Annotated in this window: 26 protein-coding genes; 5 read left to right on the top strand and 21 right to left on the bottom strand. The window is 58.2% G+C overall.

Annotated features, from left to right (window positions below; genetic code table 11):
* Nucleotides 1-39 precede the first annotated feature (39 nt).
* The 14 genes from ACR0NN_RS08290 to ruvC all read right to left on the bottom strand — a co-directional run bounded on the left by ACR0NN_RS08290 (nucleotide 40) and on the right by ruvC (nucleotide 12,350).
* On the bottom strand, nucleotides 40-615 hold the full coding sequence (locus ACR0NN_RS08290) for an MOSC domain-containing protein (protein ID WP_170721197.1): 576 nt from the start codon (nucleotides 613-615) through the stop codon (nucleotides 40-42).
* A gap of 94 nt (nucleotides 616-709) precedes the next feature.
* Nucleotides 710-2,626, bottom strand: coding sequence for an ATP-dependent zinc metalloprotease FtsH (gene ftsH, locus ACR0NN_RS08285; protein WP_170685995.1), 1,917 nt, complete (start codon nucleotides 2,624-2,626; stop codon nucleotides 710-712).
* Between the two features lie 77 nt (nucleotides 2,627-2,703).
* Entirely contained in the window at nucleotides 2,704-3,957 is a 1,254-nt protein-coding gene (tilS, locus tag ACR0NN_RS08280; RefSeq protein ID WP_170721201.1) for a tRNA lysidine(34) synthetase TilS, read from the bottom strand.
* Nucleotides 3,954-4,784, bottom strand: a complete 831-nt coding sequence (gene ybgF / locus ACR0NN_RS08275) for a tol-pal system protein YbgF (protein WP_170721834.1) — start codon at nucleotides 4,782-4,784, stop codon at nucleotides 3,954-3,956. Before ybgF ends, tilS begins: the two co-directional genes overlap by 4 nt.
* Nucleotides 4,785-4,788: 4 nt before the next feature.
* Nucleotides 4,789-5,292 (bottom strand): peptidoglycan-associated lipoprotein Pal, encoded by a 504-nt coding sequence (gene pal, locus ACR0NN_RS08270; RefSeq protein WP_170721204.1) that lies wholly within the window; start codon nucleotides 5,290-5,292, stop codon nucleotides 4,789-4,791.
* 86 nt (nucleotides 5,293-5,378) lie between these two features.
* Nucleotides 5,379-6,698 carry a Tol-Pal system beta propeller repeat protein TolB gene (gene tolB, locus ACR0NN_RS08265; protein ID WP_170721208.1) on the bottom strand — a complete coding sequence of 440 codons (1,320 nt, stop codon included), beginning with the start codon at nucleotides 6,696-6,698 and terminating at the stop codon, nucleotides 5,379-5,381.
* Nucleotides 6,695-7,798 carry an energy transducer TonB gene (locus ACR0NN_RS08260; protein ID WP_170721211.1) on the bottom strand — a complete coding sequence of 368 codons (1,104 nt, stop codon included), beginning with the start codon at nucleotides 7,796-7,798 and terminating at the stop codon, nucleotides 6,695-6,697. Before ACR0NN_RS08260 ends, tolB begins: the two co-directional genes overlap by 4 nt.
* A 15-nt stretch (nucleotides 7,799-7,813) precedes the next feature.
* A complete protein-coding gene (gene tolR / locus ACR0NN_RS08255; protein WP_170721213.1) occupies nucleotides 7,814-8,284 on the bottom strand; it encodes a protein TolR in 471 nt (156 codons plus the stop codon).
* A gap of 2 nt (nucleotides 8,285-8,286) precedes the next feature.
* Nucleotides 8,287-8,982 carry a protein TolQ gene (gene tolQ / locus ACR0NN_RS08250; RefSeq protein WP_170721215.1) on the bottom strand — a complete coding sequence of 232 codons (696 nt, stop codon included), beginning with the start codon at nucleotides 8,980-8,982 and terminating at the stop codon, nucleotides 8,287-8,289.
* A gap of 105 nt (nucleotides 8,983-9,087) precedes the next feature.
* Nucleotides 9,088-9,471, bottom strand: coding sequence for a tol-pal system-associated acyl-CoA thioesterase (gene ybgC, locus ACR0NN_RS08245; protein WP_170721218.1), 384 nt, complete (start codon nucleotides 9,469-9,471; stop codon nucleotides 9,088-9,090).
* Entirely contained in the window at nucleotides 9,468-10,091 is a 624-nt protein-coding gene (locus tag ACR0NN_RS08240; protein WP_170721225.1) for a hypothetical protein, read from the bottom strand. The genes ybgC and ACR0NN_RS08240 overlap by 4 nt, the downstream gene beginning before the upstream one ends.
* 63 nt (nucleotides 10,092-10,154) lie before the next feature.
* A complete protein-coding gene (ruvB, locus tag ACR0NN_RS08235; protein WP_170686004.1) occupies nucleotides 10,155-11,174 on the bottom strand; it encodes a Holliday junction branch migration DNA helicase RuvB in 1,020 nt (339 codons plus the stop codon).
* Between the two features lie 4 nt (nucleotides 11,175-11,178).
* A complete protein-coding gene (gene ruvA / locus ACR0NN_RS08230) occupies nucleotides 11,179-11,856 on the bottom strand; it encodes a Holliday junction branch migration protein RuvA (RefSeq protein ID WP_170721229.1) in 678 nt (225 codons plus the stop codon).
* Nucleotides 11,853-12,350, bottom strand: a complete 498-nt coding sequence (gene ruvC, locus ACR0NN_RS08225; protein ID WP_170686006.1) for a crossover junction endodeoxyribonuclease RuvC — start codon at nucleotides 12,348-12,350, stop codon at nucleotides 11,853-11,855. Before ruvC ends, ruvA begins: the two co-directional genes overlap by 4 nt.
* A gap of 333 nt (nucleotides 12,351-12,683) precedes the next feature.
* On the opposite strand from ruvC, the gene ACR0NN_RS08220 reads away from it, so the two are divergent.
* Nucleotides 12,684-12,896 (top strand): DUF1127 domain-containing protein, encoded by a 213-nt coding sequence (locus ACR0NN_RS08220; RefSeq protein ID WP_170686007.1) that lies wholly within the window; start codon nucleotides 12,684-12,686, stop codon nucleotides 12,894-12,896.
* Between the two features lie 110 nt (nucleotides 12,897-13,006).
* Here ACR0NN_RS08220 and ACR0NN_RS08215 read toward each other — a convergent pair whose 3' ends face one another.
* The 4 genes from ACR0NN_RS08215 to ACR0NN_RS08200 all read right to left on the bottom strand — a co-directional run bounded on the left by ACR0NN_RS08215 (nucleotide 13,007) and on the right by ACR0NN_RS08200 (nucleotide 17,902).
* Nucleotides 13,007-13,351 carry a hypothetical protein gene (locus ACR0NN_RS08215; RefSeq protein ID WP_170686008.1) on the bottom strand — a complete coding sequence of 115 codons (345 nt, stop codon included), beginning with the start codon at nucleotides 13,349-13,351 and terminating at the stop codon, nucleotides 13,007-13,009.
* A 104-nt stretch (nucleotides 13,352-13,455) separates the two neighbouring features.
* On the bottom strand, nucleotides 13,456-14,328 hold the full coding sequence (locus ACR0NN_RS08210; RefSeq protein WP_170721233.1) for a 50S ribosomal protein L11 methyltransferase: 873 nt from the start codon (nucleotides 14,326-14,328) through the stop codon (nucleotides 13,456-13,458).
* A 67-nt stretch (nucleotides 14,329-14,395) separates the two neighbouring features.
* Nucleotides 14,396-15,628: an MFS transporter gene (locus tag ACR0NN_RS08205; protein WP_170721236.1), complete on the bottom strand. Its 1,233-nt coding sequence runs from the start codon at nucleotides 15,626-15,628 to the stop codon at nucleotides 14,396-14,398.
* Nucleotides 15,629-15,706: 78 nt separating this feature from the next.
* The gene (locus ACR0NN_RS08200; protein WP_170721240.1) at nucleotides 15,707-17,902 is read right to left on the bottom strand and encodes a primosomal protein N'; all 2,196 of its coding nucleotides are present in this window, start codon (nucleotides 17,900-17,902) and stop codon (nucleotides 15,707-15,709) included.
* Nucleotides 17,903-17,990: 88 nt separating this feature from the next.
* On the opposite strand from ACR0NN_RS08200, the gene fsa reads away from it, so the two are divergent.
* From fsa to ACR0NN_RS08180, 4 genes are all read left to right on the top strand, one after another.
* Entirely contained in the window at nucleotides 17,991-18,644 is a 654-nt protein-coding gene (gene fsa, locus ACR0NN_RS08195; protein WP_170686012.1) for a fructose-6-phosphate aldolase, read from the top strand.
* Nucleotides 18,645-18,839: 195 nt separating this feature from the next.
* Nucleotides 18,840-19,547 carry a DUF484 family protein gene (locus tag ACR0NN_RS08190; protein ID WP_170686013.1) on the top strand — a complete coding sequence of 236 codons (708 nt, stop codon included), beginning with the start codon at nucleotides 18,840-18,842 and terminating at the stop codon, nucleotides 19,545-19,547.
* Nucleotides 19,544-20,464, top strand: a complete 921-nt coding sequence (locus ACR0NN_RS08185; protein ID WP_170721243.1) for a tyrosine recombinase XerC — start codon at nucleotides 19,544-19,546, stop codon at nucleotides 20,462-20,464. The genes ACR0NN_RS08190 and ACR0NN_RS08185 overlap by 4 nt, the downstream gene beginning before the upstream one ends.
* Before the next feature lie 54 nt (nucleotides 20,465-20,518).
* The gene (locus tag ACR0NN_RS08180; protein WP_170686015.1) at nucleotides 20,519-21,232 is read left to right on the top strand and encodes a CDP-alcohol phosphatidyltransferase family protein; all 714 of its coding nucleotides are present in this window, start codon (nucleotides 20,519-20,521) and stop codon (nucleotides 21,230-21,232) included.
* Here ACR0NN_RS08180 and ACR0NN_RS08175 read toward each other — a convergent pair.
* From ACR0NN_RS08175 to ileS, 3 genes are all read right to left on the bottom strand, one after another.
* Nucleotides 21,217-21,684, bottom strand: a complete 468-nt coding sequence (locus ACR0NN_RS08175) for a hypothetical protein (RefSeq protein ID WP_170721246.1) — start codon at nucleotides 21,682-21,684, stop codon at nucleotides 21,217-21,219. The two genes, ACR0NN_RS08180 and ACR0NN_RS08175, sit on opposite strands and share 16 nt — an antisense overlap.
* A gap of 76 nt (nucleotides 21,685-21,760) precedes the next feature.
* Entirely contained in the window at nucleotides 21,761-22,219 is a 459-nt protein-coding gene (locus tag ACR0NN_RS08170; protein ID WP_170721251.1) for a methylated-DNA--[protein]-cysteine S-methyltransferase, read from the bottom strand.
* Between the two features lie 129 nt (nucleotides 22,220-22,348).
* On the bottom strand, nucleotides 22,349-25,258 hold the full coding sequence (gene ileS / locus ACR0NN_RS08165) for an isoleucine--tRNA ligase (protein ID WP_170721254.1): 2,910 nt from the start codon (nucleotides 25,256-25,258) through the stop codon (nucleotides 22,349-22,351).
* Nucleotides 25,259-25,421 lie beyond the last annotated feature (163 nt).

Here is a 25,421-nt window from a genome sequence, read left to right as displayed (position 1 = left end):
GCGGGAAATCGTAGGGAGCAAATCGGAAATGGATTGAACCTATGGTTGCCAAAGTGGCTGATCCGGCACAAACAATTGCATCTTGTCGCCGCGCTTCAGCGCCCCTGGTCGTTCAACCCACGCCGTAACTCCGCGCCGCCCTTTGGCCGCCGGTTTGAATGCTGCTCCGTATCCCGTGTGATCCGCCTCAATCTCGCGACCGGGAAGAACGCAGGGGGCGTTTTCCATATCCACAGTGATCGTCATGCCATTCTCGGCCTGCAACCGTGACGACGGAGGGATATGAGAGAAATCGGGGATGCCTTTCAAAACGATCGATGCCCCAAGATAAGACGGATCAAGCTCGGCCAGGTTCATCTCGGCTGCGATATCACCCAACTCCGCTGCCGACAGTACCGACAGCTGACGAACATTACGGATTTCGGTGCCCTTGGGATAGAGATTCGCCACCCGAACACAGGACGCCCTATTGAGCCCGTGATGCCGTTCACCCTGCGTACCATCAAAGTTCAGGTCCAGAGCGTCGACAGGCTTGGCCCGCAAAGATTGGCCTGCTGGGACATATCCCAACCACACCACTTCGGCTGAAAATTCAGTTTCACGTAGAAACGGCATGAGGCGCCCCCTTCAATGACAGGTTTGCTGGCATAATGCCCAGCAACGACCTGATGAAAAGAGAAAACCCGGAGGCTGGCTCCGGGTTTTGCTGTTATGCGGTAGGCTCAGGTTCCATCCCACCATCTGGCGGAGATTTCTTGGCCTTGGTCTTTGGAATGGCCGTGACGCTGGGTGCGCTGCCCTCATCCGGGCTGTCGCCTTCGTCATCGCCATCTGTCGGAGACTCGCCGTTCATGACGCGCTTGATCTCGTCACCGGTCAGGGTTTCGTATTCCAGCAAACCTTGCGCGAGGCGCTCCCATTCTTCGTTCTTCTCAGTCAGAATCTGATGCGCGCGTTCATATCCTTGCTGGATCAGGCGCTTCACTTCTTCCTCGATCAGCTCTTTCGTATGGGCCGAGACCGAGAATCCGGCGGTATTGCCCTGATACCCTTCATGGGCCTCGGCATAGTCGATGTTGCCGACCTTATCCGACATTCCCCAGCGCATCACCATAGCCCGCGCCAACTGGCTGGCTTGCATGATATCACCGGCCGGGCCGTTGGACACGTGGTCTTCACCGTATTTGATGACCTCAGCAGCCTTACCCGCCATGGTCATCGCCAGCTTTTGTTCACATTCATCTCGGTGATAATTCAGACGGTCCATCTCGGGTAGCGAGACAACCATACCCAGCGCACCACCGCGCGGAATTATAGTGGCCTTGTAGACCGGATCACACAGCGGCAGTTCCAGACCAACAACGGCATGACCGGCTTCGTGATAGGCGGTCTTTTCCTTCTGGTCCTGGGTCAGCACCATCGAGCGACGCTCAGCCCCCATCATCACTTTGTCCTTGGCATTTTCAAAGTCTTCCATCGTGACAAAACGGCGGCCCACGCGGGCAGCCATCAAAGCGGCCTCGTTCACGAGGTTCGCAAGATCGGCACCAGAGAAGCCCGGAGTACCACGTGCGATAATGCGCAGATCAACATCGGGGCCCAGTGGCGTCTTGCGCGCGTGCACGCCCAGGATCTTCTCGCGCCCTTTGATGTCGGGGTTGCCAACGGTCACGTTCCGGTCAAAGCGGCCCGGACGCAGCAATGCCGGGTCCAGCACGTCTTTACGGTTGGTTGCCGCAAGAATGATCACACCTTCATTGGCCTCGAACCCGTCCATCTCGACCAACAGCTGGTTGAGCGTCTGTTCGCGTTCATCATTACCACCGCCATAACCTGCGCCACGATGGCGACCCACTGCGTCGATCTCGTCGATGAAAACGATACAAGGTGCGTTCTTCTTGGCCTGCTCGAACATGTCGCGGACACGGGACGCACCGACACCCACGAACATTTCAACAAAGTCGGAACCCGAAATTGTAAAGAAAGGCACACCCGCCTCACCCGCAATGGCACGAGCCAGAAGGGTCTTACCCGTACCCGGAGGGCCAACCAACAGCGCACCTTTCGGAATCTTGCCGCCGAGGCGGCTGAATTTCTGAGGGTTGCGCAGGAATTCGACGATCTCTTCCAGCTCTTCCTTTGCTTCGTCGATGCCAGCTACGTCGTCAAACGTCACGCGGCCATGCTTTTCGGTCAGCATCTTGGCCTTGGACTTGCCAAAGCCCATCGCGCCACCTTTGCCGCCACCTTGCATCCGGTTCATGAAATAGACCCAGACACCGATCAAAAGCAGGAAGGGCAACAGCGTGATCAGGAAAGACTGGAAGCCGGACTGCTGTTGTTTCACAGCCTCAACGGGGATGTTCTTGTCGATTAACAGCTTCGTAACCTCGGCGTCGCCGGGTTTGATCGTCGTATAGCTGGCGCCGTTTTGAGTTGTGTAGCGAATCTGCTCACCGTCCAGCGTAACTTTGTTGACCTCACCACTCTCAACGGCGGTCACAAAATCAGAATAGGTTTTTTCATTACCCTGAAGCGACCCGCTGGGTCCGCTAAACAGGTTGAAAAGTGCCAGGATCAGCAGAAACAGAACGACCCAGAAGGCGATGTTGCGAGCGTTGCCCAAGGAAAATCTCCTGAAAGGTTTCGGCAGGTGGGGACCCGCCGGGGTTACCCCTTAAAATAGAGAGGATTGTGGCAGGTTCAATGCGATAAAATTACTGAGGCGAAGTCGGACCTATCCGGCAGCAGTTCGGCACGCCATTCATTCGCAAAACCGGCCAGAGGTGCCGCCACTAGTGTGTCACCGATCCAGACAGCGGGCGTCGACAACAAAGCAGCGCGGGGTTTTCCCAGCAAGCGCCAATCCTCAAGCTGGCGAACCCCGTCTTCGCCCAGCGCTCGGATTTCCGCATCCACAGTATTCGGACCGGTCAATATCCAGCGCCGATCCCATGGTTCAGAAGGGCGTGCCCGCTGTTCGTTCACAGCGTTTAGCTCTCTGCAAATCCAAGTTTTTTTACCTTCCGAGGCCAAAACGCACCCCTTCAGCGTGGTTGTATGACCAGCGGCGATTGCGTCCAGTCCCTGATCCGTTGCCTTGTGACGCGGCGGATAGTCTCCGCCTGCTATCCAAGCAACAGACGCGACCAACAAACGTCGTTGAATCTCCTCGGGCAGAGAATTGAACCCTCCGCGATCGATACACAAATCTCCGTCCAAAACCCGAACACAGCGGTCAGCAGCGTCCCGCGTGTAATGCGCCAGAGCCTCACGCGCTTGTGCCATATTATCAGCAACCCGCGCCAACGACTCGGCGGTGATTCCGATCTGATCCAAGCCGGAAAGGACCTGACGCGCCTTGATACGGTCGAAACGCTGGTCCTGATTCGATGGATCGTCGATCCAAGAGATATTTTGCGACGTCAGGTATTCCCGAAGGCGCGTCCTGGTTGTTGCAAGTAAAGGGCGGAGCAATGCGATACCATTCTCAGAGCGAATTTCTGGCATCGCAGACAGCCCTGAAACGCCCGAGGCACGGGCCAGTCGCATCAAAACCGTTTCAGCCTGATCATCTGCCGTGTGCCCCAGCGCAATTGCCTGCAGCCCCTTCGCCTTGGCCCATTCAACCAGCAGCCGGTATCGCGCCCGCCGCGCCTGATCCTGCAGATTGCCCGCTCCATCCCAATCCCGCCAATTCAACGTTTTATGCGGAATACCCCAGCTTTGCGCCAGCTCAGCGACAGTGGCAGCCTCCGAGGCTGCCTCAGGCCGCAGCCCATGATCAACAGTTGCCGCGAATAGGTTCAGCCGCTCTTCTTGCGCGATGTCCGCCAACAATCGCAACAGCGCGGTCGAATCACTGCCCCCGGAAACCGCCACGCCCAACAGACGCGGCAGTGGGGCGGGCAAACGCGCCCTCAATTCAGCCCGAAGCGTGTCGGCGTCAGCGGTCAAGAACAACCCAGTGTTGCCATTTCCTGCGTCGCCGAAGCCGCCGGGGCCGATGTCGGAAAACGCACCCCGACCTCGCCAAGTGTGATGCAGGCCTGATCAGTCTGCCCCAATTGCCCAAGCGCCGCACCCAATTCAAACAGCGCCTCAGGGGCCAGAGGGCCTTCGGAATCGCCGGTGAAACTCGCCAAGAAAGCGCGCGCCGCTTCGCGGGTATCACCCACCCCTTTCAGCGCCTGCCCCCGCCGCAGATTGGCTTGGCTCGCCAGCGGACTGCCTGGATAAGACTGGTCGAATTGCGCAAACAGGTCGGCAGCGGTCTGGAAATCTCCATCCGCCAAAGCCTGCGAAGCGGCATCAAAATCTGCCTGCTCGCCCACCGCAAGCTCACCCTGATCGGTGACTGTGGGTTGGGTGGGGGTCGGCGTGGGTGCCACAGCGACATCGGTCGATGTCTCACCACCGAGTGTTGTGGTTTCACCCAGCGTGCTCAGATCACCGCCTTCAAGCTCAACCAGGCGAAATTCCAGATCGCCGATGCGGTTGGTGCCATCGGTCACGACATTTTGCACCCGTTGGTTCAACTGCTCGGTCTGGCGCGTCAGGCGTTGTAGCTCGGCCTCAATCGCGTCGACGCGTTCCAGCACGGAACTGCCGGATAGGTTGGGCGCGGGCGAGCCAGTGGTCGAAAACTCGCGCTTGAGACGCTGGATTTCCACATGCAGCACTGTCAGTTCCTGACGGATATCCGCCAACGTCTGCTGATCCTGCGCCTGTGCCACACCAGCGACGGCCACAACCACCGCCAGAACCAAACCTGCAAATCGCATCATCTTACCCCAAGGTTGAACCGGTCAGCACCGTCACCGCGCGGCGGTTTTTGGAATAGCAATCCTCGGTGCTGCAGATTTCGATCGGGCGTTCCTTGCCATAGCTAACAGTGGTCAATCGATTGCCTGCAACACCGCGCGAAATCAGATATTCCCGTGCTGCGTTTGCACGGCGAGCGCCAAGGGCAAGGTTGTATTCACGTGTGCCCTGCTCATCCGCGTGGCCTTCGATATTGGCCATAAAATCCGGGTTGGCCAGCAACCAATCCGCCTGCCCCTGCAGGATCGTTTGCGCCTGCGGGCTAAGGGTGGACTGATCGACCGCGAACAGAACCCGATCGCCAACAGACTGCTGGAAATAGGCCGGTGAGCGCGGATCACTGGGTGAACCCGGAACCAGCGCGCCGCTGCCACCAGCGCCACCGCCTAAAGCCGACGGATCATTATTGGAACAGGCCGCAATCAGGGTCAGCGCCCCGATCGCCGCGACTTTGCTCAACAGTTTCATTTCAAGTGCCTCGTGTTTCGTTGTTTATTGGCGCGTTTCTACCACATTGCGGGATTGTTGTGAACTTTACCCAACGTCCGTTCCGATCAATTCTGCAGCGGCCCCCATGAGGGATCGCTCCCACCATCCGGCGTCCGAACCGGGCGCAGGTTGCGGCCCGAGATATCCACCGAATACAGCGTTGAACGCCCACTCGCCCCCTGCGTTTCGCGGGTGAACATGATGACCCGCCCGTTAGGTGACCATGTGGGGCCTTCATCGAGGAAGGATGCCGTAAGAAGGCGTTCCTCGCTGCCATCTGTTCGCATGACACCGATATGGAAACGGCCTTTGTTTTGCTTGGTAAACGCAATCAGGTCACCACGCGGCGACCAGACCGGAGTACCATAGCGCCCTTGACCAAAGCTGATCCGCGTCGCCTCGCCGCCATTTGCGGGCATGATATACAGCTGCGGGGTGCCGGAACGATCGCTTTCAAACACGATCCGGCTACCATCCGGTGCATAGCTGGGCGCGGTTTCAATTGCTGGCGTATTGGTCAGTCGCACGCTCTGGCCCGATGCCAGGTCCATTTTCCACAGATCGGTGTTACCGCCTTGGGTCAGTGAATAAACGATCGATCGGCCATCGGGTGAAAAGCGCGGCGAAAAGCTCATCGTGCCTTCCTGCGTCGGCAGTTCCTGCCGCTGCACACGACCGACATCCAACAGATAGATCCGCGGCTGGCCGGTTTCATAGCTGGTATAGAGCAGCCGGTCCCCCGAAGGCGAGAACCGAGGGGCCAACACGATGGCGGCACTGTCGGTCAGGTACTGCACATTTGCACCATCATAGTCCATGATCGCCAACCGTTTGCGCCGCTGATCCTTTGGGCCGCTTTCCGACACATAAGCCACGCGGCTGTCAAAATAAGCACCCTCGCCCGTGATCCGGGTATAGACCTGATCGGCCACCTTATGCGCCATCCGACGCCAACCGTCGGTGGTACCTGCAAACTGAAGGCCATTGCCCAGTTCCTGACCCGAGAACACATCCCAAACCCGGAACCGAACTGTTAGCCGCTTGCCCGATACATTGACCGCCCCGGTCACCAATGCCTGCGCATTGATCGCTTTCCAATCGGCGAACTGTACCGGCGCATCAAAACTGCTGACCCGGCTGATGAAGGCATCTGACGAGATTTCGCGGAACAGGCCCGTTCCCGTCAGATCCGACACGACCACCCGCGAGATATCTTGCGCATATTGTGCCGCTGAGGGCCCGTCGGGAACAAAGCTTGGCACTGCGAACGGCATCGGCTCGATGATCCCTTCATCGATTTCCAGGCGCAGTGGGCCACTTTGAGCATAGGCTGATGTCGACAGAAGGGTCAGGCCAACTAAGAGGCTGGTCAGAAGTTTCATCATTTGATCCGCATCCTCTCGGGATTGAATGTAATCTCAATATCCTGCCATTGATCGTATTTGTCAGCAGGCAGGTCGTATCCTCGGGCACCACAGCGCAATATTGCGCGCCGGGCGGCCTCGTAGGCTTGTTTTGCAGAAGCGGCCGAGCCACCAGAACTGTCGAGTAGCTGCAAACTGCCGCCGACAACTTTGCCGTCTCGGGTCAATGAAAATCCGACCACAACAACAGTTTCCAACGCATCCGTTGATAGGGAACCGACGTTCCAACAGCGCGAAACCGCAACGCGCATCGCGTCTTTTTCCCCGCTGGTCAGCGGCGGGCCAGAAGGTTCGGTGCCATTGCCCAACACTTCGGCAAGCGCATCATTGATCGCTTGCTCATTTTGCGCTGGCTCAGTTGGCGCGGGATCTGGCGTTTCAGCCACTTCGGGCACGGGTTGCGGTGCCGGACGGTTCGGGCGCACGCGCGGGCGGGGCGAGGTTCGGGGGGCCGGATCATCAACCTCTTCCGCCTCGGTCACGATCTCTGGTGACGTTTCGACGGGCGCAGTCTGATCCTGCTGTTCCTGCTGAATTTCAGCCCCTTCATCCAAAGAAACAGCAGGTGTCTCGATATCATCCGGCTCGGCCTCGGGCGGCGGTGGAGGAGTTTGTTCGGGCGCGATCTTGTCCGCCGGGCTTGGCTCTGCTTCGGGGCCTGGAGGGACTGGGAGCGCGGCCACTTCAGGCTCAGGCTCTGTTAACGTCGGGGTTTGCTCGATCAGTTCAGGCTCGGGCTGAATTTCGACGGTCTCGGGCTCAAGTTCGGGCTCGGGCTCTGGTTCTGGCTGTGTAACAGCCTCAGGCTCGGGCTGATCTTCCAGTGTGGGCTCCGGCGTCTCAATCTCATCCGGTGCAGATGGTTGCGGCAATTCTGCCGGGTCCGTCGGCAGTTCAGGTGCTTCACGTTGTGCGGTCATCGCCGCAAATTGCTCAGCCGAGATCACCGAGACATCCTGTACAGCCATCGGCAAAGGCTCGGACCGAAAGGTCCCGCCGAACAACGCCCAGCCAATCAGGCTGACATGCGCAATTGCCGAAATCTTGGTGCCGGTATCCACCGCGCAACCTCACTCTCACCCTTCGTCCAGCGTTGGCCCGCCGGTATCGGTCACAAGGCCAACGTTGGAAAACCCGCCCGCATTCAGCGCGCCCATGACCTGCATCACCTGCGCATAGGGAATAGCGCCATCAGCACGCAAGAACACGCGGTCGCTGCTGCGTTCTGCCGCAATCGCTCGTAGTCGGCCAATCAACTCTTCGCGCTGAATATCCGTGGTCTGTATCTGTATCCGGCCATCAGCAGTCAGAGTCACGGTCAGCGGTTCTTCGTTGTCGCCCGGTAAGGCGCTGGCAGCTGTCTTGGGCAGATCGACAGGTACGCCGACAGTCAACAAAGGGGCTGCCACCATGAAGATGATCAGCAAAACCAGCATGACATCCACAAAAGGTGTTACGTTGATCTCGGCCATTGGCTGCGCGCGTCCGCGCCGCCGCCCGCGCCTGCGCCCATTCCCGCCCGAGCTTTGCTGAACCGCAGCCCCCATAGTCAGCTATCCAACTGGCGCGAGAGAATGGTGGCGAACTCATCGGCAAAGGCCTCATACCCGCCCACGATCCGGTCACTATCCGCGCTGAGTTTATTATAGAAAATCACGGCAGGGATCGCCGCCAACAGGCCCAATCCCGTAGCCAGCAAAGCCTCGGCAATACCGGGGGCCACAACAGCAAGATTGGTGTTTTGCTGCTCGGCAATTTCGATAAAGGCATTCATGATGCCCCACACCGTGCCGAACAAGCCAATGAACGGAGCTGTTGAGCCTACCGTGGCCAATATGGGCAAGCCTTTCTGTAGCCCTTCGGCTTCTTTCGCGATCGCAACATCCATCGACCGATCAATCCGCGCCGTCGCCCCCGCGATCAACCCGCCATCGGTGCGATGCGAGCGCCGCCATTCGATCATGCCCGCGGCAAAAATCTTTTCGGAACTGCCATCGGGCTGGGTTCCGATCTGCTCGAACAATTCATCCAACGGGTTCCCAGACCAGAAGTTTTCATCAAACACCTGTGCCTCGCGCCGCGCGGCCCGGTAGTTGATCAGCTTCTGGATGATGATGCCCCAAGACCAGATGGATGCAGCGATCAGCATCAACATCACAAGTTTGACGACAAAAGTCGCGCGGGCATACAGCCCCCACATGGAGAAATCGATCTCCTGCGCCAGCGCCAGCGTTTCAGCTTCCATGAACCTGCTCTTTGTTTTGCCTGTTGGCCATTTGGCCTTGTTTTGCCAAACGCTAACGCAGATGGAGATGAAAAGCCAACAGAACCACCCCGAGGGGCTAATTTGTTACATTAATGCGCGAATCTCTGCCGGAAGGCGCACAGGCTTGCCCTGTTTGTTCATGCAAACGGCAGTCACAACTGCACGGAATATTTCGGTTTCACCCCGTTTGACCAGCTGCGACATGGTCAATCGCGCGCCGGACAATGAAACGACATCCGTTTCTATCGTCAGCTCGTCTTCAAACTTCGCCGCGGACAGATAATCAGCCTCGATCCGCCGCACGACCCAAACAATGCCCGCATCACGCATCGCATTTTGATCGTTACCCAGATTGCGCACCCAGTCAGATCGCGCCCGTTCGATGAACTTCAAATAGTTTGCGTGATACACCACCCCGCCCATGTCGGTATCTTCGTAATACACTCGAACCGGGTAGATATGTTTCATTGCGGTGCTTCCAATCTGGCAAACAGGCGCAACGCATGAGAGGTATCTTGCGCTGCACGCGGCAAGACCGGATCGTAGGCAGCCCGGATCAAAGCGGCAATATCTGGTCGCAGGATCGTTGCGTCACCTGTGATGGCCAGGGGAGACGCATCGCGAAATGCCCCGTCGGACCACAGCAATATCGTCTGCACCACTTGACCCAGCGCCAGAGTGTCCGCCGGTACCTTGGAAAGCTCTTTGTCCATACGAAGAAACACAAAGGCAGCGCGGATCGCGCCGTCTTCCTCGAACCGAAAAATGCGATACTGATTGGCGTCAGCCGTCTCCAACCGCTCGACCAGTGGGGCCAAATCCGGAATCAGGCGGTCCAGATCAGGGACCTCCAGCAGTTCTCGCCAATCTCGAAAGAAGAAGACCATGCAGTTAGCACCCAGTTCCGGGTCTGTTTCAGCCATCTTGTGATTTGCCAGTGTAACAATCGCCTCAAACGCGCCTTTGACGGTCGCTAGCGTTTCATCCTCGACACCGAAGACGATTGGCACGATGGGGCGGCCCCAGCGCGCAAACAAAAACTCTCCGCTATCGCGGGTAAACAGCGCCTCGATCTGATCCGGAGTCACGCCCAGCCCTTCATCTTTTCAAAAATACTCCCGCCGGAGGCATAAAATCTAATGCGTACGTCTTCAACCAAACAGATCGCTCTGGCGCTTTGGCGCAGCCATCCCCAGATGCGTCCACGCCTTCTGCGCCAGCATACGCCCACGCGGTGTTCGTTGGATCAGGCCCTGCTGCAGCAGGTAGGGCTCAATCACCTCTTCCAACGAATCCCGGCTTTCCGACAGTGCTGCCGAAAGCGTTTCGATCCCAACCGGCCCACCCGCATAGTTCTCGGCAATCAGTTTCAAATAGCGCCGATCCGCCCCGTCCAGACCCAGATTATCAACGCCCAGCCGGGTCAACGCCCCATCTGCCAGATCGCGCGTGATCCGCCCGTCCCCTTCGACAATGGCAAAGTCCACGACGCGCCGCAGCAGACGGCCCGCAATCCGCGGGGTGCCGCGTGACCGGCGCGCGATCTCTCGTGCCCCTTCATCATCGGCGGGCGCACCCAACTTGCGCGCGTTTCGCGTGACAATCTCGTGCAGCTCATCGACCGTATAAAATTGCAAACGGGTCGGAATACCAAAACGATCCCGCAGTGGTGTGGTCAGCAGACCCATTCTCGTGGTCGCTCCGACCAGTGTAAACGGCTGCAACTCGATCCGTACTGTCCGCGCGGCTGGGCCTTCCCCGATCACCAGATCCAGCTCGAAATCTTCCATCGCCGGGTACAGCACTTCTTCGACCGCTGGATTCAGACGGTGAATTTCATCGATGAACAGCACATCCCGTGATTCCAGATTAGTCAGGATCGCCGCTAAATCCCCCGCCTTAGCCAGAACCGGCCCCGAGGTCATACGGAAATTCACCCCCAATTCGCGCGCCATGATTTGGGCCAGAGTGGTCTTCCCCAATCCCGGAGGGCCATGGAATAACGTATGGTCCATGGCTTCACCGCGCTGACGGGCAGATTGGATGAAGATGCGCAGATTGGCGCGCGCCTCTGCCTGACCAATGAACTCGTCCAGGCCCTGAGGGCGCAGCGCGCGGTCATTGTCCTCGGCCATTGGCTCGGGCCTCAGAGCGGGATCAGAATCGACCATTCAACTACCCTTTCGGAGCCAGAAGCTTTAACGCCGCGCGGATCAGATCAGCCTCACCCGCGTCAGGCAAATTGGCGGCGGCCTCAGCCACAGCCGAGGCAGCTTCGGACGGGCCATAGCCAAGATTGCCCAACGCTGACAGCGCACCTGCCGAAGCAGCCGCAGCACCCGAGGCTGGCTTTGCCACCCGCTTCGGTGCCGGTGCAGGCTCAGCCGTTTCGACGACTTCCAGCGCGGGGCCATCCATTGCTTCGGTCACGGTGCCGCCCATGGCCATCACGCCCGGGGCTTTGTCCTTGAGGTCCAACACGATCCGCTGTGCCGTCTTCGGCCCAACGCCCTTGGCTGCTTTGACCGCACCCCAGTCGCCTAATGCAATCGCCCGGCTGACTCCATCTGGCCCCAACGCGCTGAGAATTGCCAATGAAACTTTCGCACCCACACCCTGCACCGAGCACAAGAGACGATGCCATTCTTTCTCGACCAAGGACAGAAAACCATACAACTGCATCAGATCTTCGCGCACGACCATATCGGTATAGATCGAAACCCCTTCGCCCACGCCGGGCAGCGCGGCCATGGTCCGGTCCGAGCAATATACCAGATAGCCTACTCCGCGCACATCGATCAGAACGTGATCTGCCGCGCGGTAATCCAACCGTCCGGTAAGTTTGCCGATCATGCGCGCACCTCTTTCATCCGTGATTGTGGGGCAGAACCGTAATAGGAATGACAAATCGCGATTGCCAATGCGTCAGCGGCGTCTGCCCCTTTGGGTGAACATCCGGGCAATTGCAACTTGACCATGTGGAGAACCTGCTCCTTTTCGGCGTGACCAACACCTACCACGGTTTTCTTGACGCGGTTCGGAGCGTACTCCCCAACCGGCAAGCCAGCCTGCGCCAATGTCAACAAGGCCACCCCGCGTGCCTGTCCCAGTTTCAGCGTGCCGGCACCGTCCTTGTTAACAAAGGTTTGTTCAATAGCCGCCTGATCAGGCCGATGTTCGGCAATGACCTCGACGATCTGGTTGTGAAGTGACAGCAATCTCTCGCCCAAATCATCCCCGTCTGATTTGCACAATCCATTGGCGACGTGGCTCAAGCGGCTGCCATGCGATTCGATGACGCCCCATCCCAGAGTTCTAAGCCCCGGATCAATGCCCAGAATTCGCATGCTTTGTCTCGACCTGCTCGGGTTCGTGTGATCTTTTTTCATCGACTAGCACGAAGCATGAACATTTTCCAAGGAATTCGGCCCGCAGTCTAAAACCGACATTCATGTCGCACCCGCTTTGCCAAAGTCTGATTACGACAGAGATCCGCTTGTTTTCGACACATTTATGAGGCGAGATTAACCAACAATTTAAGGGGTTTTAAGCATTTTTGAGCATTGCAAAAATTGCATAGGACAGTTGCAAAATCTGCGCTTGTCGAGCGGAGTTTGCATCTCTAGATGCCGCTCAGATCGCAAGATCAGAGTTTAACACAAACCAGAAGGAAACAGGATATGGCTGCACTGGATACCACCCGCACCACCACTGGCTCATTCGGCCTCGTCGGCCGTATCGGCGCGACATTTGCAGCGGTTGTAAACACCGTTGAGGAATGGAACGACGCCCGCGCTACACGCAACGCGCTGAGCGGTCTGACCGACCGTGAACTGGACGATATCGGCCTGTGCCGTGGCGACATCGACGTAGTCGCCGAAGGCCGTCGCTGAACCTAGCCACCGCTTATATGCCCCTTCCTCCTCCCTTTGGGGCAAACAGAAACACCGCTTGCCAAAAGGCCAGCGGTGTTTTTGTCGTGAGGAGGGTGCAAGATGCCCGGTTAGTACCAAACCTTGTTCAGATGGCTCGATAAAAACGCGGTCACCGGGTCGGCCTGCATGATCCAGGCACCAGCTTGTTCAACAGGCGTTCCCTGGTTCAGGCTTTCAACACGCGTTTCATATGCAGTCGGACCGAGATGGGACAGCAGGAACGCCTTGAATGCAAAGAAACCAACAAAACAAACCAAAAGCACCTTGAGCGAAACGGCTGAACGCATGCGCTGTGGTTTCATCACCACCAGCCCATCCGCGCGCATCGTGGCACGATAGCCCCGGCTCAGTTTCTGGTGCTTTTTGTTCAAACGCGTGATGCGCTGATCGAATTCGAGTTGTTTTCCTGTCATGGCAGCCTCCGAAAACCGCCCCCCGATTGCATTCAGAGACGGTAAAAAGAGAATGCGACATAAACGTGGCGTATATCCACAAAACTCCTGTAAATGGCCTTATTTTAGCCCTGTTTGCTTAAGATTAGGGTCGTCCATTCACCAATCTGATCCCTGCGGACCAGATTGAAGCCATTTTGTAGATAAACCGCAACCACGTCATCCGCCTGCTCATTGAGGATTCCTGACAGAATCGCCTGCCCGCCAGCGCGAAGATTCGCTGAAATCTCGGGCGAAAGCGCAACTAGTGGTCCTTTGAGGATGTTGGCAAATATCAGATCGTAGGGCGCGTGCGCTTTCAAATCCGGATGATCGAATCCCGCCGCTTCAACGCAGTTTACAGCACCAGCCATTCCGTTTGCCTTGAGGTTCGCCTCGGCAACGTCGACTGCAACTTCATCAATATCGCTAGCGATAATATCACCGTCCCAGACCCGCGCGGCAGCCATCGCCAACACGGCGGTTCCACAACCGATATCGGCGACCTTGGTTGCCGAGAACCCTTGGTCCAGAAGAAAGTCCAAGGCCTTGAGGCACCCAAGGGTCGTTCCATGGTGCCCTGTGCCAAAGGCCATTGCGGCCTCAATCAACAACGGAATGCGGCCTTCGGGCAGCTTGTCGGCATCATGGCTGCCATAGACAAAAAAGCGTCCTGCCTCGACGGGGGCCAGTTCGCGGCGCACATGCGCGACCCAGTCTGTATGAGGGAGTTCCGAGACAACAAAGGGCTTGGCCTCAAACGCGGCAGCTAGAACAGCCAACGCGGTTTCGTCCGGAGTTTCGGTGAAATAGCCACCCACCTCCCACAAGCCCGAGCCATCTTCGACCTCGAACACGCCAACGCCAGTGGGTTCAGGATCCAACCGTTCCATCGCCTCGCCAAGACCTTCGGCAGCGGTCTTACCGGTCAGGGTGGTCAGCGCGGTGAATGTGGGCATTTGGGCCTCCTGTCTCAATCTTCCCCAGCGCCTAGGGCGGCGCGACGCCGAGGTCAAGCACGGGCGATCATTCGGCAGGGGCAGGCGCGTATTTCGACAGGATCGTTTCGTTCCCAGGCTCAGGATGGCGTGGGATCAGCAGCGACAAGCCCAGCGATACCATCGCCATCGCTGCGGCCAATCCAAAGACAGCCCCCGGAGACACCACCCACAGCAACCCCAAAAGCGCAGGCAGAAACACTGCAGCGATATGGTTGATGGTGAATGCCACCGCGGCTGTTGGTGCGATGTCCGCAGGGTCCGCGATTTTCTGAAAATAGGTCTTCAAAGCCAGCGCCAGCGCGAACAGGACATGGTCGATCACATAGAGGATCGCCGCCAGCAACACCCCCCACCCGAACCAGTAGATACCGCCATAGGCAGCGAATACGATGGCCAGTCCTGTATACTCAAAGATCAACGTCCGCCGTTCTCCGAACCGAGCCACCGCCTTACCCAGCAAAGGCGCCGCAGCCATGTTGATCATCAGGTTGATCAAGTAGAGGCTGGTCAGCTCATGCACTTCAAACCCAAACTTTTCGACCATCATGAAGCCAGCGAAAACGATGAAAATCTGCCGCCGCGCACCAGCCATGAACTGCAGCGCGTAGTACAGCCAATAGCGCTTGCGTAGGATCAGTTTCTTGGTCTGTGGCGTGGGGGCATCGAACTGGGGATAAGCAAACAAGCAAAACAACGCCAGCAGGGCCGTCACGCCACCCGCAGCCATGAACACCAAGTTATAGGACAGATCAAACCGATCCCATGTCAGCACAATCAGCCCATAGACCACCGCCGTTGCGGCTGAGCCCATGGCCACCAGCCAGCCCAAAATCTGCGGCGCGCGGTCCTTGGGCAGCCACTGCAGTTGCAGCGATTGGTTGACCGTCTCGTAATAGTGAAAGCCGATCGAGCTGAACAGCGTCACGAACAACAACCCGCCAAGGCTGGGGAACCACGCGGTCACCGCCGTTGCAACGCCCAGCATCATCAGCGAGATCATCGCCAGCACCTGCTCTCGGATGAAGATGATCACCGCGATCACACCGACGGCCAGAAACCCAGGGATCTCGCGTACCGTGTGCAGCAAACCGATATCTGCCCCGTCAAAATTTGCGGCTTCGATGACGAAATTGTTCAGCAGCGCACTCCACGCGTTGAATGCGATCGGCATGGTCAGGGCCATCACGAACAAGAGCGTCATCGGGCGGCGCCAGAGCGGAAGACTCTGCGCCTCAGACAGGGGCATGGGTTTCAGCATGTGTTCGCTCTACGCCTATTTAAACCATTTGGCGAGAGGAAAGCGGGACCGCACAGTGGCTCTGCGCTGATGCAGGTCTCAGTAAAAGCTTTGCGGGTCGATATCCACGGTCAGGCGGATATCGCCTTTCAGTTTTAAGGGTGCGATCCAATGGGCAATTGCCTCCTGAATGGGTGCACCCTTGGGGGCTTTGACCAACAGCCGCACGCGGTGGCGCCCTCGAATTCTTGCAATCGGCGCCGGAGCCGGGCCAAAGACCTGAGCACCAACCTGTCGCAACGGTGCATCGTTACGCGCCATGGCGTTGCCTATATCGAACACCGGTCCAACCTCGGGGCCGGACAAAACGATCCCGGCCATACGACCATAAGGTGGCACCCCGGCGGCCTGACGCCCGGCGGCTTCAGCCGTCCAGAACCCCTCTTCGTCCCCTGACAGGATCGCGCGGATCACAGGATGTTCCGGCTGAAAGGTCTGCAGCAGCGCCTGCCCCGGTTTGTCCGCCCGACCAGCGCGCCCAGCCACTTGCCGCATCAACTGAAAGGTTCGTTCCGCCGCGCGCAGATCAGCCCCGTGCAGGCTAAGGTCTGCGTCGATCACACCGACCAGTGTCAGATTTGGAAAGTTGTGCCCTTTGGCCACCAACTGCGTTCCGATTACAATATCCGCGTCGCCCTCGGCAATTTCTTCGATCTTCGCCTTCAAGGCCCGCGCCGAGCCAAACAGGTCGGAACTCAGCATTGCGATCTTGGCCTCGGGAAACGTGCCCTCGGCCTCTTCCGCCAGCCGTTCAATCCCCGGCCCAACCGGGGCCAGCTTACCTTCGACACCGCAGGACGGGCAGGCCTCGGGCATCGGCTTGGTCTCACCACACTGATGGCACATGAGGCGTTTGAGAAAGCGATGTTCCACCATCCGTGCGTCGCAATGGTCACAGGCAATCTGCTCGCCACATGCCCGGCACAATGTCACCGGTGCATAGCCACGGCGGTTGATGAACAATAGCGACTGCTCGCCGTTCTCGATCCGCTGCTCTACTGCCTGTCGCAGAGACGGAGAAATCCACGTCCCCGGCTGCATTGGCTCAGCCCGCATGTCGATGGGCTTCATCTCGGGCAGCACCGCCGCCCCGAAGCGGGCAGTCAAATCCAGGCGCTCATATTTTCCGGCCTCAGCATTCGCCCAGCTTTCCAGCGAAGGAGTCGCGCTGGCCAAGATCACGCGCGCGCCACAGATCGAAGACCGCAGCACCGCCATATCCCGCGCGCTGTAATGCACCCCGTCTTCCTGCTTGTACGAGGTGTCATGTTCTTCATCGACAACGACCAACCCCAGATCACGAAACGGCAGGAACAAGGCTGACCGCGCGCCCACAACCAATTGCGCATCCCCCTGCCCAACCATCCGCCAGACCCGGCGACGCTCGGTCATCGTAGCCCCCGAGTGCCACTCCGCAGGGCGCGCGCCAAAACGCTGTTCAACTCGGGTTAGAAATTCAGCCGTCAGCGCGATTTCTGGCAACAAGACCAAGGCTTGTCGCCCCATCAGCAGGGCTTCGGCCACGGCCTCCAGATAGACCTCGGTTTTGCCCGAGCCTGTCACGCCCTTCAGCAGCGTGGTGCCATAGTCGCCAGACCGCTGCCCTGCTTGCAACTTGGCGACTGCAGCCGCCTGATCTTCGGTCAGCTCATTGCCCGGCAAATCCGGTTCCAAATGAGGATAAGGCAGGTCACGCGGACTGTCCTCTTCCCGAACCGCGCCCTGTTTCACCAAACCTTTCACGACCGAAGACGTCACACCTGCCTGCTCAGACAATTCCTTCAGGGTAAACGCCAGCCCGCCGTAATCCCGCAGCACTTCCAGCACGCGGGTCCGCGCGTCGGTCATTCGATCCGGTTCAGAACCGCCCAAGCGATAGATCTTGCGCATGGACGGCGGGTCGCTCAGCCCCGGCGCGCGGGTTGCCAAACGCAGCATCGCGGGCATCGGCGTCAGCGTGTAATCTGCCACTTTGCCCAGAAACAGCCGCATCTCTTCACGCATTGGCGCTACTTCCAACACACGTATCACCGACCGTGCTTTGGCGAGATCAAAGCCTCCCTGCCCCGGCCCCCAGACCACACCCAAGACTTTGCGCGGCCCCAATGGCACCTCGACAAACGCCCCAAGGAAGCACCCGCCCTCGGGCGCTTTGTAGTCCAACGTCCGGTCCAGCGGTTGCGTCGTCAGCACCGCAACCAGCTCTCCTTCGTCGAAAAATCCGTTAGCGCTCACGGCATATCCTTCGCAGGGGGTTCCAGCAGGGGTCTCTTTGAGGTAAAGCCATCCGCGACCAAGGCCAACCCATCAAAGGACTGCCCTCATGAAATTCTTCGTAGACACTGCCGAGATCGACGCTATCGCAGAGCTGAACGATCTGGGCATGGTGGACGGCGTGACCACCAACCCCTCGCTGATCCTGAAATCGGGTCGCGATATTCTGGAAGTGACAAAAGAGATCTGTGAACTGGTCGACGGCCCCGTATCCGCCGAAGTTGTCGCCACCGAAGCCGACGACATGATCGCCGAAGGCCGCAAGCTGGCCAAGATTGCGCCCAATATCGCCGTCAAGGTACCGCTGACATGGGCGGGTCTTAAAACCTGCAAGACGCTGACCGATGAAGGCCAGATGGTCAACGTGACCCTGTGCTTCTCGACCAATCAGGCGATCCTTGCAGCCAAAGCGGGCGCGACCTTCATCTCGCCCTTCATCGGACGTTTGGACGACATCAACCTCGACGGCATGGACCTGATCGCCGACATCCGTCAGGTTTATGACAATTACGGTTTCGAAACCGAAATTCTGGCCGCCTCGATCCGCACCGTGAACCACGTGACCGATAGCGCGCGTATCGGGGCTGACGTGATTACGGCCCCTCCGGGCGTGATCAAGAAACTGGCGGATCATCCGCTGACCGACAAAGGCTTGGAAACCTTCCTGGCCGACTGGGCAAAGACAGGTCAGAAAATCCTCTGATCTCAAGTGCTGCAGCGCGGTGCCGTCAGGCGCCGCGCCAGGCCCTACGGCCACAGCTGATCTGCGATCAGCCCATAGCGGGCGGGAGCCGCCGCCACAATGCACACGAAATTCGCCTCTTGCGTGCATTTTTCCCAAGGCAAATCCAGTAACCCGTGTTATAAGCCCGCCAAAATAAAAACGACCGGACGGGACATGAGCAGCGATCCTAAACTCAAGGACAATCTCCGCGCGGCTATTCTGGCCGAACCTGACGCCGTGCTGGATGACAAAGACCTGATGCAGGCTTTGGTGGCAGCAAATGAACAGGCGCGGGGTGACAATGTCGTCGATCTGCGCGGCATCGCCATGCAGCGGCTTGAGGCGCGCCTCGACCGCCTTGAAGACACGCACCGCTCGGTTATCGCGGCGGCTTATGAGAATCTGGCAGGCACCAATCAGGTTCATCGTGCCATTCTTCGCCTATTGGAGCCAACCGTGTTCGAGGATTTCCTGCGCGCTCTCGGCAATGATGTAGCCGAAATCCTGCGCGTCGATCACATCACGCTGGTTCTGGAAACCACCGTCATGCGCGACGACCCCGTCGTAAATCAACTCGGGGGTGTTCTAACGGTTGTCGAGCCCGGATTCATCGACGGCTACCTGACATCTGACCGTAACGGCCAACCGCGCGAAGTCACATTGCGCGAGATTCGCCAGACCAATCGGCAGGTATATGGCGAACAGGCTGATCAGCTTAGGTCTGAGGCCTGCTTGAAGCTCGATCTCGGTACCGGCCGCCTTCCCGGTATGATTGTGATGGGGGCAAGCGACCCAAGGCATTTCTCGCCTCAACTCGGCACCGATCTTCTGTCCTTCTTTGCTGGCGTATTCGAACGCTCGATGCGCCACTGGCTGTCGTGAGCTTGATTTCCCCAGCCTGCCGCGATGCTCTGCAGCATTGGCTGGACAGTCTGGGGGCGCTGTCGGGACGCTCCGAAAACACCCTGAACGCTTATCGTGGCGACGTGACAGACTTCCTGTCCTTCATGACCTTGCACCATAGTGAACGTCAGGGTCTGGCCGCGCTGGAACACATCACTGTGTCCGACATGCGGGCCTGGATGGCGGATCAGCGTGCGTCTGACGTCGGCGCGCGGTCACTGGCCCGTAAACTATCGGCGGTCAAAACCTTCTATCGCTGGCTGGCCGAACGCGAGGGTTTTGAACCTACCGCCGTTCTTTCCACCCGGGCACCCAAGTTTACCAAGAAACTGCCTCGCCCATTGGCCGAGGATGCCGCCCGCGCGATGATCGAGACAGTCGAATTGCAATCATCGTCGGATTGGGTTGCCGCACGGGATGTCGCGGTTGTGACGCTTCTTTACGGCTGCGGACTGCGCATATCCGAGGCGCTGTCTTTGACTGGGGCGGATGCTCCGCTGCCAGACACTCTGCGCATTTCAGGAAAGGGTGACAAAGAACGAATCGTACCGGTTCTTCCTGCTGCACGGGCTGCGGTTGATCGCTATCTGCGCCTGTCCCCACATCCGCATTCACCCAAAGCCGCGCTGTTTCGCGGCGTGCGCGGCGGTCCTCTGAACCCCGGGATCATTCAATCTGTGGTCGCCAAGGCGCGAATGCAGCTTGGCCTGCCCGCCACGGCCACGCCACACGCGATGCGCCACAGCTTTGCCACCCATTTGCTATCTGCCGGTGGCGACCTGCGCGCGATACAAGAGCTTTTGGGCCATGCATCGCTTTCGACCACGCAGACTTATACAGCCGTCGACACGGCCCGTTTAATGGAAGTCTACAACCGGACGCACCCAAAAGCCTGAAGCAATGAGCCTTTTTGCTTTGCATCTGCGCCGTGCTTCGGTCATGACACCACCATGACACTCAGATTCAAAGCGCTTTCCGTTCATTTGTTCACTGCTACCGGTGCCGTTTTTGCAATGCTGGCCATGTTGGCAGCAGTCGAAGAAAAATGGAGCCTTATGTATCTCTGGCTCGTCGTTTCGTTCATTGTGGACGGAATCGATGGCCCGCTTGCGCGGCATTATCACGTCAAGGCAAACGCGCCTGAATTTGACGGCGTGCTACTGGATTTGATCATCGACTATCTGACTTACGTGTTCATTCCCGCGTTTGCCCTGTTCAAGTCGGGCCTGATGGACGGATGGACCGGCTGGTTCGCAATCATCGTCATCACCTTTGCCAGCGCGATGTATTTTGCGGATACCCGCATGAAAACCAAGGATAATTCATTCTCAGGCTTTCCGGGCTGCTGGAACATGTTTGTCATCGTGATTTTCGCGCTCGAACCCAATTTCTGGGTCATCCTGCTGCTGGTCACGCTGCTGTCTGTCGCCATGTTCCTGCCCCTAAAGTTCATTCACCCGGTCCGGACCGAGCGCTGGCGCAGCTTGTCCTTGCCGATGGCGTTTGCCTGGACTTTCTTTGCAGGCTGGGCTGCCTGGGTAGATTTCCACCCCGAAAGCTGGGCCCATTGGGGGCTGGTGATCACCAGCCTTTATCTGGTCTCGGCCGGGATTGCGCAGCAGATCATTCCGACGCGTAAGGCCCGCGACTACAAGACTTCCTGAACCTCAAACTCTGTCCCATTATGGGTGAACACATCACCCTTCTGCAGACCAACCATCGCCAGATAAATCGGGCTTTGGGTTGAAATGCCCATATAGGTCTTGCCCTCCACCTCAAATCGGGTGGTTGAGACGCACACAACAAAGCGGCGATTGTTGAATTTGATCACTGCGCCGGGCTGGACGGTATCGGTCAGACTGAAATCGGTGTTCTCGATCACATCTATCTTGGCGTGATGCGCATGAACGGGCGCGTCGAACGCCGCCGCCAGATCGGCGTTTTCGCGCGAGGCGGCGATGTCGTCTTTGTCGTGCCCTTCGCGGTCATCCAGTTGGGCGTCTTTCAAAAACGCATCATAATGCGCCTGAGCAGTCGCCAATTCCTGTTCTTCCAAAGACATCAGATGATCGACGATGGCTTTCTTACGTGCGGCGGGATTTGTCTGGCCGGTCATGCAATTCGGTCCTTCAAATTCACTATTCTATATAGGTTGGGGCCGCGCCCTCCCGATTGCAACAGGTAAGTGCCGTTCAGATCAACAGGCTGGCAGCGCCTTCGTGACGCAGAAGGGCAACTTTGGTTTCAACGCCGCCGCAGCCCGAAAACCCAACCATCTTTCCATCCGCGCCCAGAACCCGGTGACAAGGAATAATGATCGGAATGGGGTTTCCACCGCATCCGCGCCCTACAGCTTGCGCCGAGTATCCAAGCGCGTTGGCCAACTCACCATAGGTGCGCGTGTCACCAAACGGGATCGCATACATCGCATCGCATACGCGACGCTGAAACTCGGACCCGTTAATCCGATAGGGTAGATCGAACTGCTGCAAACGCCCTTCGTCATAGGCGCGCAGCTGCGCCGCCGCCTCTTCCAGAACCGGGGTGGCTTGGCCTTCGTCCTGACCATTCCAGACAAGACGCGTGATGGCGCTGTCGGTCTCTTCGACACCAAGGCAACCAAACTGAGTTTCTACCGCAATCATTGGCATGAGAGAACGGTTGCAGATGTTTCCCCACACCTGCAACCCGAATTCTGACGATCCGTCCCTTCATCTGGCCAAAAATATCCCGGAGCGCGAGGCAGAGCCTTGCAAAACTCCAAATACACGGCGCAAGGATCAGTCCAAAGCGTCGTTACAGCGCCCGCACACACCCGGATGGGCGTGCAGCCCCACATCTGGCAGGATTTTCCAGCACCGCTGGCATTTGTCGCCTTGGGCCTTTTCGAATACCACAGCGACGCCTTCGATCTCCGGCACGCGGAATGCCTCGGCCGGGGCCGGATCACCGGTTACAGCCAGACCCGACGTGATGCACATGTCATCCACATCGAATGTCGCCAGCAGATCGCGGGTTTCCTGATCTTCGACATGCACGATTGGCGCGGCCTCTAGGCTGGAGCCGATCACCTTGTCCTGACGCTGGATTTCCAGCGCGGCGGTCACGGCGCGGCGGACGCGGCGGACTTTGGCCATGCTGGCTTCCAGCTCTTCATTGCGCCAGTCGGCGAGTGTTTTAGGGAAATCCACCAAGTGGACCGAGCTGTCATCGGCCGAAAACCGTTCCAACCAAACCTCTTCCATGGTGAAGACCAGAACCGGCGCCAACCATGTGGTCAGGCGATGGAACAGGATATCCAGAACCGTACGCGAGGCACGGCGGCGCAGGCTGTCGCCATCGCAGTACAGCGCATCCTTGCGGACGTCGAAGTAGAAGGATGACAGATCGACCGTGGCAAAGGTGAACACCGCGCTGAACACGCCTTGGAAGTCGAAGGACGCATACCCCTTACGCACTTGCTCATCCAGTTCCGCGAGACGACTCAGCACCCAGCGTTCGAGACGCGGCATATCTTCAGGCGCGACGCGATCCGCTTCGGTGAAATCTGCCAGCGAGCCCAGCATAAACCGCATGGTGTTACGCAGACGACGATAGCTGTCGGCGGTGCCCTTCAGGATTTCCGGCCCGATCCGCTGGTCGGCGGTATAATCGGTCTGGGCCACCCAAAGACGCAGAATATCGGCACCGTATTGTTTGACGACCTCTTCCGGCACGATGGTGTTGCCCAGCGATTTGGACATCTTGTTGCCCTTGGCATCCAGCGTGAAGCCATGGGTCACCACGTTCCGATAGGGTGCGCGGCCCTTGGTACCACAGGCCTGCAGCATAGAAGAATGGAACCACCCACGGTGCTGGTCGGTGCCTTCCATGTAAACGTCGGCGATGCCATCCTCGGTGCCGTCCTCACGGTCGCGCAGAACAAAGGCGTGGGTCGAGCCTGAGTCGAACCAGACGTCCAAAACGTCGAAGACCTGATCGTAATCATCCGGGTTGGCGATCCCGTCGAGGATCTTTTCCTTGAACCCATCGGTGTACCAGATATCTGCGCCGTCCTTTTCGAACGCTGCCTTGATGCGGGCGTTAAGCTCTTCGTTGCGCAGCAGGTAGTCCGCGTCGGTCGGCAAAGCCCCCTTCTTGGTAAAGCAGGTCAGCGGAACGCCCCAGGCACGCTGGCGAGACAGAACCCAGTCCGGGCGTGCTTCGATCATGGAATATAGACGGTTGCGGCCGGTCTGCGGCGTCCATTTCACCAGTTCATCAATCGAGCGCAGGGCACGTTCACGGATGGTGTCGCCCATCTCGCCCATGCCGTCCTCCAGCTTGCGGTCGACCGAGGCAAACCATTGCGGCGTGTTGCGGTAGATGATCGGCGCTTTCGAGCGCCACGAATGCGGATAGCTGTGCTTGATTTTGCCACGCGCCAGCAGCCCGCCGACTTCGGCCAGCTTGTCGATCACTGCCTTGTTGGCATCCCCTTCGCCGCCTTTACGGGACAGGATGTATTTGCCACCAAAGAACGGCAAATCGGCGCGGAACGAGCCATCGTCCATCACGTTATAAGTGATGACCTGCTCCAACATGCCCAGATCGCGATAAAGCTCGAATTCCTCCATCCCGTGTGACGGCGCGCAGTGGACGAAACCGGTACCTTCGGTATCGGTCACAAACTCAGCGGCGCGGAAATCGCGGATATCGTCCCATTCACCGTTGCCGCCTTCGGCCCCGGCCAGCGGGTGGGTCAGTTGGATCTTGGCCAGATCTTCCTGTGTGACATCGCACAAACGGCGATACATCGAGTCGTCCAGACGTGCGCGCGCAAAGACATCAGCCGCGCGATCGTCGGCCAACAGATAACGCTCACCGATCCGCGCCCAGCATTCCTCGGGGCGGCCCGTCACTTCGTAGAGGCCGTACGAAATGTCGTCGCCATAAACCACGGCCTTGTTCGACGGCATGGTCCACGGCGTCGTGGTCCAGATCACAACATAGGCATTGTCCAGTGTGACATCGCCGGTGTTCACAACCTTGAACTTCACCCAGATGGTGAAGCTTTCCTTGTCGTGATACTCGACTTCGGCCTCGGCCAGCGCGGTTTTCTCGATGGGCGACCACATCACGGGCTTCGAGCCCTGATACAAAGTCCCGTTCATCAGGAACTTCATGAACTCGTCGGCGATCACTGCTTCGGCGTGAAAATCCATAGTGATATAAGGATCGGGCCAGTTGCCTGTGATGCCCAGACGCTTGAACTCTTCACGCTGGATATCGATCCAGCCCTCGGCGAACTTGCGGCATTCCTGGCGGAAGTCGACGATGTTCACCTCATCCTTGTTCTTGCCCTTCTTGCGGTACTGCTCTTCGATCTTCCATTCGATGGGCAGGCCGTGGCAGTCCCAGCCAGGCACATAGCGTGAATCGTAGCCCATCATCTGATGGGATCGTACGATCATGTCCTTGATCGTCTTGTTCAGCGCGTGACCGATATGCAGGTGACCATTGGCGTAGGGGGGACCATCATGCAGCGTGAAGGGCTCACGGCCCTCTTTTTCGCGCAGGCGGTCATAAACGCCGATCTTTTCCCAGCGCTCCAGCCATGCAGGCTCGCGCTTGGGCAGGCCTGCACGCATCGGGAAATCGGTCTTGGGCAGGTTCAGCGTGTCTTTGTAGTCAGGTGTCTCGGCGCACATTTGGGGCGTCCTCAGGATGTTCTGGTCGTTTTTGGATCGAAGCGGTCAGTGCGATAACTCAAGCACCTTTGCCCGGCGTCTCGCGATATCAGAGCGCCGGGGATATAATTCGAATAATGATGGCCAGACGGTCAAACATGGCCGCGCTTATAGGACGCCCACG

The organism is Ruegeria sp. BA2, from assembly GCF_056539605.1.
The sequence above is the reverse complement of the archived record's forward strand: the minus strand, read 5'-3'. Positions and strand labels throughout refer to the sequence as shown.

Bases quoted from the DNA above. Each gene is read 5' to 3' on its own strand.
- ACR0NN_RS08290 (WP_170721197.1), bottom strand. From the start codon at position 615: ATGCCGTTTCTACGTGAAACTGAATTTTCAGCCGAAGTGGTGTGGTTG.
- ybgF (WP_170721834.1), bottom strand. From the start codon at position 4,784: ATGCGATTTGCAGGTTTGGTTCTGGCGGTGGTTGTGGCCGTCGCTGGT.
- pal (WP_170721204.1), bottom strand. From the start codon at position 5,292: ATGAAACTGTTGAGCAAAGTCGCGGCGATCGGGGCGCTGACCCTGATT.
- tolB (WP_170721208.1), bottom strand. From the start codon at position 6,698: ATGATGAAACTTCTGACCAGCCTCTTAGTTGGCCTGACCCTTCTGTCG.
- tolR (WP_170721213.1), bottom strand. From the start codon at position 8,284: ATGGGGGCTGCGGTTCAGCAAAGCTCGGGCGGGAATGGGCGCAGGCGC.
- tolQ (WP_170721215.1), bottom strand. From the start codon at position 8,982: ATGGAAGCTGAAACGCTGGCGCTGGCGCAGGAGATCGATTTCTCCATG.
- ybgC (WP_170721218.1), bottom strand. From the start codon at position 9,471: ATGAAACATATCTACCCGGTTCGAGTGTATTACGAAGATACCGACATG.
- ruvB (WP_170686004.1), bottom strand. From the start codon at position 11,174: ATGGTCGATTCTGATCCCGCTCTGAGGCCCGAGCCAATGGCCGAGGAC.
- ruvA (WP_170721229.1), bottom strand. From the start codon at position 11,856: ATGATCGGCAAACTTACCGGACGGTTGGATTACCGCGCGGCAGATCAC.
- ruvC (WP_170686006.1), bottom strand. From the start codon at position 12,350: ATGCGAATTCTGGGCATTGATCCGGGGCTTAGAACTCTGGGATGGGGC.
- ACR0NN_RS08220 (WP_170686007.1), top strand. From the start codon at position 12,684: ATGGCTGCACTGGATACCACCCGCACCACCACTGGCTCATTCGGCCTC.
- ACR0NN_RS08215 (WP_170686008.1), bottom strand. From the start codon at position 13,351: ATGACAGGAAAACAACTCGAATTCGATCAGCGCATCACGCGTTTGAAC.
- ACR0NN_RS08210 (WP_170721233.1), bottom strand. From the start codon at position 14,328: ATGCCCACATTCACCGCGCTGACCACCCTGACCGGTAAGACCGCTGCC.
- ACR0NN_RS08205 (WP_170721236.1), bottom strand. From the start codon at position 15,628: ATGCTGAAACCCATGCCCCTGTCTGAGGCGCAGAGTCTTCCGCTCTGG.
- fsa (WP_170686012.1), top strand. From the start codon at position 17,991: ATGAAATTCTTCGTAGACACTGCCGAGATCGACGCTATCGCAGAGCTG.
- ACR0NN_RS08190 (WP_170686013.1), top strand. From the start codon at position 18,840: ATGAGCAGCGATCCTAAACTCAAGGACAATCTCCGCGCGGCTATTCTG.
- ACR0NN_RS08180 (WP_170686015.1), top strand. From the start codon at position 20,519: ATGACACTCAGATTCAAAGCGCTTTCCGTTCATTTGTTCACTGCTACC.
- ACR0NN_RS08175 (WP_170721246.1), bottom strand. From the start codon at position 21,684: ATGACCGGCCAGACAAATCCCGCCGCACGTAAGAAAGCCATCGTCGAT.
- ACR0NN_RS08170 (WP_170721251.1), bottom strand. From the start codon at position 22,219: ATGCCAATGATTGCGGTAGAAACTCAGTTTGGTTGCCTTGGTGTCGAA.
- ileS (WP_170721254.1), bottom strand. From the start codon at position 25,258: ATGTGCGCCGAGACACCTGACTACAAAGACACGCTGAACCTGCCCAAG.